General features: G+C 66.3%; 13 protein-coding genes. 6 read left to right on the top strand and 7 right to left on the bottom strand.

Annotation, left to right across the window (positions count from 1 at the left end; all coding sequences use genetic code 11):
- Positions 1-539: 539 nt before the first annotated feature.
- From C6Y44_RS23810 to C6Y44_RS23800, 3 genes are all read right to left on the bottom strand, one after another.
- Positions 540-761 (bottom strand): hypothetical protein, encoded by a 222-nt coding sequence (locus C6Y44_RS23810; RefSeq protein ID WP_147414371.1) that lies wholly within the window; start codon positions 759-761, stop codon positions 540-542.
- Complete coding sequence (locus tag C6Y44_RS23805) at positions 758-955, bottom strand: hypothetical protein (protein WP_159417238.1); 198 nt, start codon at positions 953-955, stop codon at positions 758-760. Before C6Y44_RS23805 ends, C6Y44_RS23810 begins: the two co-directional genes overlap by 4 nt.
- Positions 956-1,409: 454 nt before the next feature.
- Entirely contained in the window at positions 1,410-2,981 is a 1,572-nt protein-coding gene (locus tag C6Y44_RS23800) for an FMN-binding glutamate synthase family protein (RefSeq protein WP_159417239.1), read from the bottom strand.
- A 113-nt stretch (positions 2,982-3,094) separates the two neighbouring features.
- Here C6Y44_RS23800 and C6Y44_RS23795 point away from each other — a divergent pair, with 113 nt between their 5' ends.
- The gene (locus C6Y44_RS23795) at positions 3,095-5,464 is read left to right on the top strand and encodes an FdhF/YdeP family oxidoreductase (RefSeq protein ID WP_159417240.1); all 2,370 of its coding nucleotides are present in this window, start codon (positions 3,095-3,097) and stop codon (positions 5,462-5,464) included.
- Positions 5,465-5,471: 7 nt separating this feature from the next.
- On the opposite strand, the gene C6Y44_RS23790 is transcribed toward C6Y44_RS23795, so the two are convergent.
- Positions 5,472-6,470 (bottom strand): MBL fold metallo-hydrolase, encoded by a 999-nt coding sequence (locus C6Y44_RS23790; protein WP_174246968.1) that lies wholly within the window; start codon positions 6,468-6,470, stop codon positions 5,472-5,474.
- 98 nt (positions 6,471-6,568) lie between these two features.
- On the opposite strand from C6Y44_RS23790, the gene C6Y44_RS23785 reads away from it, so the two are divergent.
- The 4 genes from C6Y44_RS23785 (at position 6,569) to C6Y44_RS23770 (ending at position 10,222) form a co-directional block, all read left to right on the top strand.
- Entirely contained in the window at positions 6,569-7,048 is a 480-nt protein-coding gene (locus C6Y44_RS23785; protein ID WP_120280781.1) for a TspO/MBR family protein, read from the top strand.
- Positions 7,049-7,117: 69 nt separating this feature from the next.
- The gene (locus C6Y44_RS23780) at positions 7,118-8,563 is read left to right on the top strand and encodes a carotenoid oxygenase family protein (RefSeq protein WP_159417242.1); all 1,446 of its coding nucleotides are present in this window, start codon (positions 7,118-7,120) and stop codon (positions 8,561-8,563) included.
- Positions 8,564-8,605: 42 nt separating this feature from the next.
- On the top strand, positions 8,606-8,788 hold the full coding sequence (locus C6Y44_RS23775) for a hypothetical protein (protein WP_120280779.1): 183 nt from the start codon (positions 8,606-8,608) through the stop codon (positions 8,786-8,788).
- 87 nt (positions 8,789-8,875) lie between these two features.
- Complete coding sequence (locus C6Y44_RS23770; protein WP_159417243.1) at positions 8,876-10,222, top strand: phosphotransferase family protein; 1,347 nt, start codon at positions 8,876-8,878, stop codon at positions 10,220-10,222.
- A 4-nt stretch (positions 10,223-10,226) separates the two neighbouring features.
- Here the strand turns inward: C6Y44_RS23770 and C6Y44_RS23765 are convergent, their stop codons facing one another.
- The 3 genes from C6Y44_RS23765 to C6Y44_RS23755 are packed head-to-tail and all read right to left on the bottom strand — an operon-like array spanning position 10,227 to position 12,708.
- Positions 10,227-11,843: a solute symporter family protein gene (locus tag C6Y44_RS23765; RefSeq protein ID WP_016692584.1), complete on the bottom strand. Its 1,617-nt coding sequence runs from the start codon at positions 11,841-11,843 to the stop codon at positions 10,227-10,229.
- Entirely contained in the window at positions 11,840-12,214 is a 375-nt protein-coding gene (locus C6Y44_RS23760) for a DUF485 domain-containing protein (protein WP_016692585.1), read from the bottom strand. Before C6Y44_RS23760 ends, C6Y44_RS23765 begins: the two co-directional genes overlap by 4 nt.
- Positions 12,211-12,708, bottom strand: a complete 498-nt coding sequence (locus tag C6Y44_RS23755) for a nuclear transport factor 2 family protein (RefSeq protein WP_159417244.1) — start codon at positions 12,706-12,708, stop codon at positions 12,211-12,213. The genes C6Y44_RS23760 and C6Y44_RS23755 overlap by 4 nt, the downstream gene beginning before the upstream one ends.
- A 126-nt stretch (positions 12,709-12,834) precedes the next feature.
- Here C6Y44_RS23755 and C6Y44_RS23750 point away from each other — a divergent pair, with 126 nt between their 5' ends.
- Positions 12,835-13,434, top strand: a complete 600-nt coding sequence (locus C6Y44_RS23750; protein ID WP_159417245.1) for a TetR family transcriptional regulator — start codon at positions 12,835-12,837, stop codon at positions 13,432-13,434.
- Positions 13,435-13,500 lie beyond the last annotated feature (66 nt).

Raw genomic sequence — 13,500 nt, 5'->3', positions numbered from 1 at the left:
ATCCGGGGACATCAGTCGGGTGGCAAGCCCGCGGTCTGTACCGCCGCAGGGATGTCGATGCCGGGTGGAAACGAAGAAGGATCGGGTGGGTTCGGTCGCCTCTCGGCGAAAGGTGCAGCACGGTTCCAGCCGAACGGAAATCCGTGAAGGCAACTGGGTTGAGCCCGGGGGACACGAAGACGCCCCCGATCCGCTCAGCACACCACGACCCGAAGACGAGGTATTCCCGGGGTCGAGCGGTGGCGGACGGAGCAGGGTGACCTGCAGAAATCATTCGGATTCCGGGATGTTGAACCGAGTCATCCCCCTGCGTGCTGTGCGTGCACGCATTGCACGCCCAGCACGCACGAGGTCGAGAAGATCGACTGGCTCCCGAAGAAGGGTGCACGGGGTGCATCGAGTCTCGTGATGCGGGCGAGTTCGAGGACCTGCATGGTGGTCAACCCCTGCTCGGGGGGGAGATCCGAAACGCACGGTCTCGCCGGTCGTCAGACGTGCCCGCACCCGCACCTGCATCGGATCGGAGGCGAGCGCGAGAGTCAACCGGGGATGACATCGAAGCCGCGCCCGGCGTACTTGATGCGTTCGAGTCGGCCACCGCCGGTGCCGGGAACCAGGAGATCCACCGACAGGGGAGTGTCGTCCCCGGAGGGCGCCTCGTAGTGGTTGCCGGTCACCAACCGATAGCCACGGGCGAGCAGCGCGGTGTGGAAGGTGGCATCGGCCGCGGCGAGGATCTCCACCTCGGTCACATCACTCATGGGGCGGCCTTCTGTTGGGCCACGGCGAGCACATGATCGGCCGCTTCGGCGGCGTCGGCGCCGCCGGTGCGCCACAGCGTCGGGTCGGCCGGGACCTGCACGGCCAGGGTGTGCTCGGCCGCGGTGGCGGGACTGAAGCCGGCGGCGCTCAGGTCGACGAACCGATCGGTATAGAGCAGCGCCCGGGTCGGCAACCTTCACGGGGCGTACACATTGGCCTCCGCATCACCACTGACCAACAACGAAATACCTTGTTGGGTGCAGAATTCCGGTGCCTCGGTTCCGGTCCATGGTCGAAGTCTGCCAGGCGGAATTGCCGGGATCCCTACACTGGGTCGCAGTGTCACACCATCACGCACAGTGGTCCAGAACCCGGGTTCTCCGACCCCAGAGGATTCCTGCGGGGTAGCAACTCGCACGTGCCCAGCGGGCTTGACGGCCTCTCGACGTGGAGTCCTTCAAGTCACAGGATGGCGCTGATGAACACGGTCATCTTCGCGCAGTTCCGCCATTGCGATAATCATGGATAACCGCGATTGTCCATCATATTGGTTGTTGAGAAGTCGATATACGCGTGCTTGAAGTTGCTAGTTGATATAACGAGATCTTATCCGTCGGGGTGCTTTCGATCGCTTGATCCACAAGTGATTACGATGTCGCCGTCGACGCCTCCGTCCCACCCGGCGTCGTCACCGCTTCCGCGGTCATCAGCCGCGTGATCTCCTCCCGGTCCGCCTGCGACGGCAGTCCCCATCCGTCTCGATAGCCGTACATCTCGCGTAGGGTGACCGCGTGCCGGTTGCCGTCGGCGATCTCGATGTCGTCGACGGTGATCAGGCCCGGATGCACGACCCCGGTCGCTTGCGCGATCTTGAACACATCGCGCCGTAGGGCTCCGATGTAGTCGGCGACGCGGTCGGCCTTGGACGGGACGTCGAGTCCTCGGGTGAGCCAGCGGTTCTGTGTGGCGACGCCGGTGGGGCAGCGGTCGGTGTGGCATTTCTGTGCCTGGATGCATCCGATCGAGAACATCGGTTCGCGTGCGACGTTGACCATGTCGCAGCCGAGTGCCATCGCGACCACCGCGTTGTCGGGTAGACCGAGTTTGCCGGCGCCGATGAAGGTGACGTCGTCGGTCAGACCGGCTTCGGCGAACGTCGCGTAGACCCGCGCGAAGCCGCTGCGGAACGGTAGGGAGACCGCGTCGGCGAACACCAATGGTGCTGCGCCGGTTCCGCCTTCGCCGCCGTCGATGGTGACGAAGTCGACGCCGCGATCGGTCTCGCTCATCCGCCGAGTGAGTTCGTCCCAGAAGGTCGTGTCGCCGACGGCGGACTTGATCCCGACGGGAAGGCCCGTCTCGGCGGCGAGCAGTTCGACCCAGTCGAGCAGACTGTCGATGTCGTGGAACTCCGTGTGCCGGGACGGGCTCACACAATCCTTGCCGACGGGGATTCCGCGGACCTCGGCGATCTCCGGCGTGACCTTGGCTCCGGGGAGTAGTCCGCCCAGTCCGGGCTTGGCGCCCTGGCTGAGTTTGATCTCCAGAGCACGGATGGGTGCCGATTCGACGACCCGCTTCAGCCGTGCGAGGTCGAAGTGGCCGTCCTCGTCGCGGCACCCGAAGTAGCCGGTGCCGATCTGGAAGATCAACTCTCCGCCGTTGCGGTGGTAGTTCGTCAAACCACCTTCGCCGGTGTTCTGCAGGCACCCGGCCGCGCCGGCACCTCGGTTGAGTGCCTCCACGGCGGCACCGGACAGCGAGCCGAAGCTCATCGCGGAGATGTTGACGAACGATCCGGGACGGAAGGCACGGGCACGCCCGCGCGCGGCGCCGAGGACCTTCGCGGACGGAATGGAGACCTTCTCACCACCGTGAGGAGCGGCCGACGGCGGCAGGTCCGAGAAGGTGCGGTGCTTGATGATCGTGTACCCGTCGGTGTACTCGATGTCGTTGTCGCTGCCGAAACCGAAGGTGTTTGTGACGTTCTTCGACGACGCGTAGATCCACCTGCGCTGGTCGCGATTGAACGGACGTTCCTCGTCGTTGTTCGTCGTGATGTACTGCCGCAGTTCGGGGCCCAACGACTCCAGGACGTAACGCGCATGCCCGAGAATTGGGAAGTTCCGCAGCAGCGAATGTCGTTTCTGCACAAGATCGTAGGCACCGACGGCGGCCGCCGCAGCGGCCGGGATACCGAGCGTTTTCGACCATCCCATTCTCCGAGGGTACGTCCGATCAGCGGTCTCGGAGCGGGAACCGATCCGGGTTTGGCCGAGTGGACATCACGGGTACCCGCCGCGCAGAACTGTGCTCGGTGAGAGGTGAGCGAATGCAGAAGAGCGACCTGCAGTCCGACTACGACGAGGCCCACCTCGAGGTCGGAGACCGCAAGAAGGCTGCCGCCGGCGTCACCGGCGTTGCCGTGGCGATGAAGCGATCCCTCGAACAGATGGGACTGGTGCGTTCGGCCGAGACGCTGCTCGAGCTGAACCAGACCGAAGGGTTCGACTGCCCGAGCTGTGCGTGGCCCGACCCGGACCCCGGGCATCGCAAGATCGCCGAGTTCTGCGAGAACGGTGCCAAGGCCGTCGCCGAGGAGGGCACCAAGCGACGCGCCGACCCCGAGTTCTTCGCCAGGTACAGCATCGCCGAGCTCGCTGCCCACAGTGAACTGTGGCTCGGCAAGCAGGGCCGCATCACGCATCCGATGGTCAAGAGGCCCGGTGCCACGCACTACACCCCGATCGAATGGGAGGAGGCCTTCTCCCTCATCGGCGAGCAGCTGAAGTCGCTGGACAGTCCCGATCAGGCCACCTTCTACACCTCCGGGCGTGCGTCGAACGAGGCCGCTTTCGTGTACCAGCTGTTCGCGCGGGCGTTCGGGACCAACAACCTGCCCGATTGCTCCAACATGTGCCACGAGTCCACGAGCATCGCGCTGCAGGAATCGATCGGCATCGGCAAGGCCAGCGTGACGCTCGACGACGTGCACAACGCCGAGCTGATCATTCTGCAGGGACAGAACCCCGGCACCAACCATCCGCGCATGCTCACCGCACTGGAAGAGGCCAAGCAGAACGGCGCGAAGATCCTGACGATCAACCCGCTGCGCGAGGCGGGCCTGGTCAACTTCCGTAACCCGCAGACGCCGCGCGGCGTGCTCGGGCGGGGAACGGATCTGTCCGACCTGCATCTGTCGATCAAGGTCAACGGGGACCTCGCGCTGCTGCAGGCGTTCGGGTCGCTGCTCGTCGAATGGGACGCGCTCGACCACGACTTCGTGCAGCAGTACACCCAGGGATTCGAAGAATGGGTCGAACATGTCCGGGACATCGACTGGGACGAGGTGGTCGCCGCGACCGGCCTGTCGCGACAGCAGATCACCGAAGCCGCTCAGATGCTGCGACGCTCGCAGGCAACGGTCTTCTGCTGGGCCATGGGTATCACCCAGCACCGCAACGCCGTCGCGACCATCAAGGAGATCTGCAATCTCGCGTTCGCGCAGGGTAACATCGGCAAGCGCGGTGCCGGGCTCATGCCTGTGCGCGGACATTCGAACGTCCAGGGCGACCGCACGATGGGGATCTGGGAACGCGCGCCGCAGAGCTTCCTCGACGCGATCGAGGAGGAGTTCGGTTTCGATCCGCCTCGCGAGAACGGTTACGACACCGTCGATTCGATCAAGGCGATGCGCGACGGCAAGGTGCGGTTCTTCCTCGGCCTCGGTGGCAACTTCGTGCAGGCGGCGCCGGACACAGGCGTCACCGCCGAGGCGATAGCCGGAATCGACATGACGGTGCACATCTCGACGAAACCCAACCGTTCCCATCTGGTCTGCGGTAGAACGGCATTGATTCTTCCGACGCTCGGGCGCACCGACAAGGACGTCCAGGCATCCGGACCGCAGTTCGTGTCGGTCGAGGACACGACGTGCGCGGTCCACGCCTCCCGAGGGCCGTTGAAACCGCCCAGCGAACAGGTGCGTTCGGAGGTCGCGATCATCACGGGCATCGCCGAGGCCACGATCGGTGACCGCTACGGGATCGACTGGAAGGCGATGCGCGACGACTACGCGAACATCCGATCGCGCATCTCCCGCGTCGTCCCGGGTTGTGAAGGCTACGAGGTCAACGTCCGGCGTCCGGGAGGATTCATCCTGCCGCACCCTCCCCGAGATACCAGGTCCTTCGATACCGATTCGGGCAAGGCGGAATTCGCGGTTTCGCCGGTGGAGGTGGTTCAGGTACCGCCGGGTCATCTTCTGCTGCAGACGATGCGCAGCCACGACCAGTTCAACACCACCATCTACGGCCTCAGCGACCGCTATCGCGGGATCGCGGGCGGCCGCCGTGTGGTGTTCATGCACCGGGACGACATCGCCGCACTGGGTTTCGACGACGGAGACTTCGTCGACCTGTTCACACGATGGGACGGCGACGACCGTGACCGTTGCGCCAAGAGGTTCCGGATCGTCGAATACGACCTGCCACGGGGCAGCGCTGCCGCCTACTACCCGGAGACCAACCCTCTCGTCCCGCTCGATTCGACTGCGCTGAAGAGCAACTGCCCCACCTACAAGTCGATCGTGATCTCCCTGGCACCCGCTGGACGCGACGAGTGCCCGGACGCGCTCGGAACCGCGCCCGTGGGGTCGGACTGGTCGCACAAGACGACCCCGGAGCCGAAGCACCTGTCCTGATCGACGGTCAGGACGTCTCGAATGCTCCTTCACGCAGCAGTGTTTCGGCCGTGATGAAGGCTGCGGCGCGACGTGTGACGGTGGGTGGTGCCGGTGGGTTGCCGTTCCACTGGTCGAACAGCGTGCTCAGGCTCAGCGCGATGCGTTCCGGCGACTCCCACTGGCGCCACGCATCGAAGTCTCTCGTGCGCACGAGTTTCCGTGCTGTCTCGAGCGGGGTGAGTCCGGCCCGGTGATGGTCGCGGGCGGCGTCGCCCAGCCACAGCCAGTAGTCGTGCAGTGCTCGGATCTCCGTCGCGCCGCAGGTCGGTCCGTGGCCGGGTACGTACACCACGGCGTCCCAGTCGAGCAGCCGATCGAGCGCCGACAGCCAGTTGTCGAGCGGGCCGTGCCACAGGATCGGTGTCGACCCGATGAACAGCAGGTCGCCGGTGAAGACGACCCCGGCGTCGGCCACGCGGACGACGAGGTCGCCGGCCGTGTGGCACGGTCCGAGTTGCTCGAGTTCGATCGTGCGACCGCCGATGTCCAGGGAGGTGGCGGTCGCGAAGGTCGTGTCGGGCATCCGCGGGGTGCGGCGCGGGAATCGGGCACCGCCGCGCACCCGCGCCATATAGGCACCGGCCGCACCGATGGGACCGGGGACGCGCCGGATCAGGGAGCCCGTGGCGGCCAGCACGGTGAGGGCGCGCGGTGGAAGATCCTCGCGCATCCCGTCCAGTGCGGCGGCGCTGGTGGTGATCCGCGCGTCGGGCGGCAGCGTGTCGTTGCCCCACCAGTGGTCGCCGTCGCTGTGGGTGTTCACCGCGTCGGTGATCGGAGCATCCGCGACCAGCGGTGCCTGCGCCTCGGCGATGCGCTGAGCCCATGCGACGTCCCATGCGGTGTCGACGACCAACGACGCCGTTCCCGGCGCGACGACCAACCCGGTATTGGCTTCACCCCAGCCGCCGGGTGTGCGCACGAACGCCCAGACCCCGTCGCCGACCTGCTGCAATCCACTCATGTCGACCTCCCGGCCCGCCACCCTACCGAGGTGTCCGTTTCGTGCGCCTTCGGCTCGGGTAGCCGACGATCAACCGTCTTCTACAGGAGCCGACAGACATGAGACTCAGTACCGTCCTCGCGACCGCCGCTGCCACCACGACCACCGCGATCGTCGGGTCGATCGCCTCCCAGGACACGAACTCCCGGTGGTACCGCAAGTTGCGCAAGCCCGGTTTCCAGCCTCCGGCCGCGGCGTTCCCGATCGTCTGGACGGCGCTGTATGCCGATATCGCTGTCACCTCGGCCGTCGCGATCGACGAGTACACCGATGCCGACGACTATGTGGGTCGTCGCAACTACATCGCGGCTCTGGCCACGAATCTCGTGCTCAACGCGTCGTGGTCGTGGGTGTTCTTCAAGTGGCATCGGTTGATGCCGGCCACCGTGGTGGCCGCACTGCTCGCCGCGAGTACCGCGGATCTGACGCGCCGGACGGCCGAGGCGAATCCGACTGCGGGGGCTGCGCTGGCTCCGTACTCGGCGTGGACGGCGTTCGCCACGCTGCTGACCGGGCGGATCACACAGCTCAATCGCTGATCCGCCGATGTCGCGGACGGTAATGAGACAGTTCTTCCCAATGTGTCTCATCTGTGCGACCGTCGGTATATGACCGTTGCAACGGGGGCGTCGGAACAACAAGCGCAGGAACTCGGGGCGTCACCGTGGGACTCCCAGCACCGGGAGTTCGACTACGACCTGGACGACGTCGAGGGCGCGATCCCCGAGGGCCTGCGGGGCGCGCTCTACCGGATCGGGCCCGGCCGTCTCGACGTCGACGGTCATCCCCTGAGTCATATCTTCGACGGTGACGGCATGGTCTCCCGCATCGACATCGGGCCGGAGGGGGTCCACTACCGGAATCGGTACGTGCGGACGAAGAGCTTCGCGAGGACGAACGAGACACGTCGTCCGGCAAAAGGATTCAGTACACAGAGGATCGGCGGGTCGCTCGCCAACGCGCTGAGGTTCCCTGAGAATCTCGCGAACACGAGTGTGTTGTTGCACGACGACGTGCTCTACGCCCTCTGGGAAGGGGGACGACCGCACCGGCTCGACGCCGAGACCCTGCAGACCTACGGACCCGAATCCTTCGGTGGCGCGTTGAAACGGCTCGGAGCGTTCTCTGCGCATCCGAAGACCGTCCCCGCGACGGGCGAGGTGTTCAACTTCGGGCTCGACTTCTTCCCGCGACCGATGATCCGCTGCTATCGACTCGATCGCGGCCGTCGCCTCCACGGACTCGCGACCGTCCCGATCCCGAAACTCGGATTCGTCCACGACTTCGCGTTGACCGAACGGCACCTGGTGTTCGTGCTCGGGCCGTTGGTGGTCCGGAATCCGATCCCGGTCGCCCTGGGTCTGCGTCCCTTCGACGATGCGTTGTCCTATCGACCGGAACTCGGCACCACCATCGTCCTGGTCCCGCGCGACGGCGGCAGGCCGACCACCGTCGAACACGATGCGCTGTTCCATTTCCACGTCACCAATGCCCATGAAGACGGGGACCGCACTGTCGTCGAACTCGTCGCACACGATCCCGCCGATGGCTGGGGAGGGTGGAACAGGCACCTGCGCAACTATCGCGAGTCCGCCGGGCCGGCCTTCGGGGGCACCCTCACCCGGCTGTCCGTCGACCGGCGGACCCGCCACGTCACCACCATCGAACTCGACGATCACGGATGTGAGTTCCCCCAGCTCGACCAGCGGTTCGCTACCACCGAGCATCGCTACAGCTACACGGCGTCGGCATCGGTCCCGGGAGGCGATCCCGACTCGGTCACCACGATCGATCATCGCGCCGGAGCCGTGAGCCGATACACGGCCGCCGCCGGCGACACCGTCTGCGAACCGCTCTTCGCGCCGGGCGGCGACGCCGAGGGCGACGGCTGGTTGCTGACACTCGAGCACCGGCCCGCGCGCAGGACCAGCAGACTCGTCGTCCTGCGCGCCGATCGACCGGGCGACGGGCCGGTCGCGGCGGTGAACCTGCAGCACCACGTGCCGATGACCTTCCACGGTGCCTTCCGGCCGGAGCCCGGTCATCGGCGGTAGACCGGCGGAACGACGGAACCGGCATGGGTGATGATGGAAGGCATGTTGGAAACACCCGTCGTCATCGGTATCGGATCGATCTGCGTGGGGTTCGTCTTCTTCATGCTCGCCGCGACGGGCACGCGATCGCGCTGGGACAAGAAGATCACCATCACGCTCTTCGTCATCGCTATCGTCTTCATGACGATCATCCCGGTCATCGGGGCGGTGGGGTTCGCGGCCTGACACTTCGCGACGTCGCGGTGGAAGTGCTCGCACACCGCCGATCACCGTGGGAGTATCCACCGCAGGAAACCGAACAGGGAGGTCGCGGTGGGTGGCGTCAGCGGTGAATTGAAAAACGAACTGACGAAGCGTCTTTCGTCGGTACTCGACGGAAGTTGGACGCTGCGGCGCATCGAACGTCTCACCGGTGGTGCGAGCCGCGAGACGTGGGCGATCACCGCGGCGTCGGCCACCGGCGACACCCGGGAGTTGATCCTGCGCCGCGACCCGCCGGGACGCGAGGACGCGCGCAGGATCGCCATGGAAGCGGCGTCCTTCGACGAGGCCGCCCGCGTCGGCGTGCCCGTGCCCGACGTGATCGACCGCAGCGGCGACGAACCGCACCCCGGGATCGGCGCCTACCTCGTGATGTCGAAGGTGCCCGGCGAAGCACTCCCACAGAAGTTGTTGCGCGACGAGAATCTGGCCGAGGCCCGCGCCGCACTGCCCTACGAACTCGGACGCATCCTCGCCCGGATCCACCGCATGGACATCGAGGCCGTACCGAACCTGCCGGAACACGACCCGCTGACCTCCCTGTTCGACGAGTACCTCACCAACGGCGACCCCGTGCCGGCGCTCGAGGCCGCGTTCGCGTGGCTCACCCGCAACCGTCCACCGGCGACCGGGAAAGCGTTCGTACACGGCGACTTCCGCAACGGGAACCTCCTCGTCGACGCAGAGGGCGTGCGTGGGGTGCTCGACTGGGAACTGGCGCACGTCGGGGACCCGATGGAGGACCTCGGGTGGCTGTGCACCCGGACGTGGCGTTTCGGCTCGCCGCACCCGGTCGGCGGGTTCGGCTCCCGCGACGACCTGTTCCGCGGGTACGCCGACGAATCGGGGGAGAGTCCCGACCCCGAGGTCGTCCACTGGTGGGAGGTCTACGGCTCGCTGCGGTGGGCGGTGATCTGCCGGATGCAGGCCGCCGCAGCGGCGACGGGAGGAGACAACACCCTCGAACTGCTCGCCATCGGACGGCGCGTCGCCGAGTGCGAACACGACCTGCTGGACCTGCTCGGCGTCGCTCCCCACGAGGAGACGGAGACTCCTCCCGCCACTCCACCCTTCCTCGGGGCGCCGCCCGTCGAGGAGTTGCTCGAGGCGGTCCGCGAGTTCGTCCTGGAAGTCGGGGCGGGCGCCGACGCGAAGACCCGTTACCGCAGCCGGGTGGCGGCGCACGTCCTCGGCATCGCCGCGCGGGAGGCCACCCTCGCCCCTGGGGTGCGGGAAACCTACCGGGTGCGACTCGCCGGGCTCGGCTACCGCTCCGAAGCCGAACTCGCCCTCGGTGTGCGTGCAGGACGAGATCACCTCGACGACCCGCAGGTCGCCGAGGTGATCAGGGGGTTGGCCGCGAACCGGCTGAAGGTCGCGAACCCGAAATATCGCTGACGGATCAGTGCGTGGCGGCGACCTCCGCGCCGATGCCGGTCTCGGCACGCACGAGCATCTCCGCGAACTTCTCGTCCTCGAGGCGGCCTCGTCCCCGACGCTTCTCGCCGACGATCGACCCGATCACACACGCCGCGATACCGAGCGGCATGGTGACGATCACCGGGAGCTGGATGGTCAGGGGAGCGGGCCCGCTGCCCATCCACAGGGCCTCGGTGAACATCAGGCTCACGACGGTCGAGACGAGACCGGTGAGCACACCCCAGACCGCGCCTGTGGCATTGAACCGTCGCCAGTTCAGGCTCAGCACGAGGGCGGGCAGATGCGCGCTGCCGGCCACCATGAACGCCATGCCCATGAAGAAGGTGATGTTCGTGTCGTCACCGATGAGCATGGCCAGACCGATGGCGAGGACGCTGAAGGATACGGCTCCGTACCGCGCGATGCGGGCCTGGGCCTGGTCCTCCCGAGCCTGCTCGTCCGCGTCGAGATTCTCGATCGGTTCCTTCCGCGTGACCGCCGGCCACACATCGCGGGCGAAGGTACCGGCAGCGGAGATCACGACACCGGCGACCACTGCGACGATGGACGCGAAGGCGACCGCGGCGACGAGTGCGAGCGCGATGGAACCACCGACCGTGCCGGCGCCGCCACCGAGTTCGGTGACGAGCACGGGTGCCGCGAGGTTGCCACCGGGCCCGACGAGGTCGGTGCCGTTCGGTCCGAGCACGGCCGCGGCGCCGAAGCCCATCACGATGACGATCAGGTAGAACAGGCTGCACAGCGCGACGGTCCAGCCGAGCGAGCGACGGGCCGTCGTGGCCTCGGGGACGGTGAAGAACCGGATGAGGATGTGTGCCATCCCGGCAGTGCCCAGGGCGAACGCGAGCGCGTAGGAGACGAGGTTGATCGCGCTGGTCTGGCCGAAGATCAACCCGGGCGACAGGATCGCGTCGCCCGCGACGGCGTTGTCGGTCGCGGCGTCGAGGACCTTCGGGAATGCGAACCCGAACTGCGCCAGGATGCCGAAGCACACGATGATCGCGAGCACCGACAGGATCGTCGACTTGATGACCTGCACCCAGGTGGTGGCGAGCATGCCGCCCACGAAGACGTAGATGCCCATGAGTGATCCGGCGACCACCACCGACAGCCAGAACGGGATGCCCGAGACGGATTCGAGGAGCACACCCGCGGCGACGAGCTGGGCGAGCAGCACGAAGGTGCCGGTGGCGATCGTGCTCAGCGCGACCGCGACCCGCACGTTCCGCGAGTCGGTTCGGAAGACGAGAACGTCGGCGAGGGTGTACTTGCCGAGATTGCGCATCTTCTCCGCGAGGAGGAACAGCACCGGCAGGAACGAGATGACGGACGTGAACAGGATGACGGTGCCGTCGACACCCTTGGAGAAGATCAGGCCGGTGGTGCCGAGGAAGCTGCCGGCGGAGATGAATTCACCTGCGATGGCGAATCCGTTCTGCCAGCTCGAGATCGAGCGGCCCGCGGCGAAGAATCCGTCGGCGCTCTTCGCGCGGCGGGAGGCAGCGAAGGTCACCCACAGGGTCAGTGAGATGACGGCGCTGCAGATCGCGATGGCGAGATAATCGGCGTCACCGGTCATGATGCGACCTCCTCGGATGCGGGACGGTTCCGTTCGACGGCTGCGACGGCGTCGTCGACGGCGGGGCCGATGTAGGTGCGGGAGAGGCGGAAGTACGCCCAGACCAGCACCCAGGTTCCGACGAACTGGGAGAACACCACCCACAGCGACAGCGGGATGCCGAGGACGACGGTGGTTCCCAATCGGTCGGGGAACCCGATGAAGGCGACGAGGAAGGACGTGAACAGCACGACGGTGACGCCGCCGAGCGTGTTGGTCACCCGGGCACGTCGGCGACGCAGTTCCGCGATCTCGGGAAGGTGGAGCATCCGCGTCCAGACGAATTCGTCCGTCGAGGATGCAGGAACGGTGCCGTGCGCGGTGTCGGTCATGCCCGTACCGCCGCACCGCGGGCGCTGTCGAGCGCGAAGAGGTTCTCGTCCCAGCCGGCCTCGAGCGGGCCGAAGAAGTGGAAGCGCACTTGCTTGACCTTGTAGAGCCAACGGCCGTCGATCTTGACGACCTGGTCGTTGTAGCGACCGGCGGCGATCGCGGGTGCACCGTCGGTGACGCACGGCTGCCACAGGAACGAGCGCACCGTGGCACGGTCACCGTCGAGGTCGATCTCGAGGTTCGTGATGAAGTGCCAGAAGGAGGTCAGGCCGCCGTCGGCGAGTCCCGCGAAGAAGGTGCGCATCTCCTCCTTTCCTCGAGGGTGGGACAGGCCGTCGAACTCGCCGTCGTCGGTGAACAGCTCCATGAGCGCGTCCCAGTTGCCGTCGTCGAGATGGCGGCAGTACTGCGCGTCGAGCTTCCGGATCGCTTCGAGGTCTTCGAGGCGGGTGATGCGGTCGAGCAGGGACGACTCGGGGTGGGGACTGGACACAGCAGATCCTCCGTTGTGCGTGGTTATTAACAACCGTTCATGTGATGTGGACCATAACAACGGTGCGCATCGTCGTCAACGGGAGGGTTCTTGCTGGTCCGTGCGATGTGTGCCTACTGTGCAGGGATGAACAGCCGGTCGAACGGTGCGTCCTCGTCCATTCGGGAACGGATTCTCGAGACCGCGCTCGACGAGTTCTACGAGTGCGGATTCCACGGGGCGACGATGCGCAATATCGCCAACGCCGCAGGTTGCAGCGCTGCCAACGTCTACAACCACTTCGAGAACAAGTCGGAACTGCTCGTGGAAATTCTCCGCCGTGCGAGCGACGAGCAGTTCACGGCGACCCGCAACGCCCTGCGCAAGGTCGGTGACGATCCGGCCGAACGGTGGCGCGCGGCGGTCGCAGCCCACGCTCTGTACACCGCGCGGAATCCGCGGGCGTGTCTGGTGGCGAATTCTGAACTGCGTTATCTCGGTCCGCTCGACCGCAAGCGCGTGGTGGGCTCGCGCGACGCGCAGGAGCAACTCTTCGTCGACATCGCGGAAGACGGTGTAGCGCAGGCGATTTTCACGATCGAGCGGGTGCATCAGGGGGTCACGGCGGTGCTCACGATGTGCGCCGGCATCCCCCTCTGGTTCCGGGAGAGCGGCCCCCTCTCGGCGCAGGAGGTCGCCGATGATTTCGCTGGATACGCGCTCAATCTGGTCGGATATTCGCGCTGAACCGTTGACGGGTCATGGGTGCCGTGCTGTACTGGGTGAACAAGCGTTAATGACCTACTCCGGTCC

The sequence above is a fragment of the Rhodococcus rhodochrous genome (assembly GCF_014854695.1).
Classification (GTDB): domain Bacteria; phylum Actinomycetota; class Actinomycetes; order Mycobacteriales; family Mycobacteriaceae; genus Rhodococcus.
This window is presented reverse-complemented; position numbering and strand designations above follow the sequence as displayed.

Excerpts from the sequence above, each read along its gene's own strand:
- C6Y44_RS23790 (WP_174246968.1), bottom strand. The coding sequence starts at position 6,470 with ATGAGTGGATTGCAGCAGGTCGGCGACGGGGTCTGGGCGTTCGTGCGC.
- C6Y44_RS23795 (WP_159417240.1), top strand. The coding sequence starts at position 3,095 with ATGCAGAAGAGCGACCTGCAGTCCGACTACGACGAGGCCCACCTCGAG.
- C6Y44_RS23760 (WP_016692585.1), bottom strand. The coding sequence starts at position 12,214 with ATGACCGACACCGCGCACGGCACCGTTCCTGCATCCTCGACGGACGAA.
- C6Y44_RS23775 (WP_120280779.1), top strand. The coding sequence starts at position 8,606 with ATGTTGGAAACACCCGTCGTCATCGGTATCGGATCGATCTGCGTGGGG.
- C6Y44_RS23785 (WP_120280781.1), top strand. The coding sequence starts at position 6,569 with ATGAGACTCAGTACCGTCCTCGCGACCGCCGCTGCCACCACGACCACC.
- C6Y44_RS23750 (WP_159417245.1), top strand. The coding sequence starts at position 12,835 with ATGAACAGCCGGTCGAACGGTGCGTCCTCGTCCATTCGGGAACGGATT.
- C6Y44_RS23780 (WP_159417242.1), top strand. The coding sequence starts at position 7,118 with ATGACCGTTGCAACGGGGGCGTCGGAACAACAAGCGCAGGAACTCGGG.
- C6Y44_RS23810 (WP_147414371.1), bottom strand. The coding sequence starts at position 761 with ATGAGTGATGTGACCGAGGTGGAGATCCTCGCCGCGGCCGATGCCACC.
- C6Y44_RS23765 (WP_016692584.1), bottom strand. The coding sequence starts at position 11,843 with ATGACCGGTGACGCCGATTATCTCGCCATCGCGATCTGCAGCGCCGTC.
- C6Y44_RS23800 (WP_159417239.1), bottom strand. The coding sequence starts at position 2,981 with ATGGGATGGTCGAAAACGCTCGGTATCCCGGCCGCTGCGGCGGCCGCC.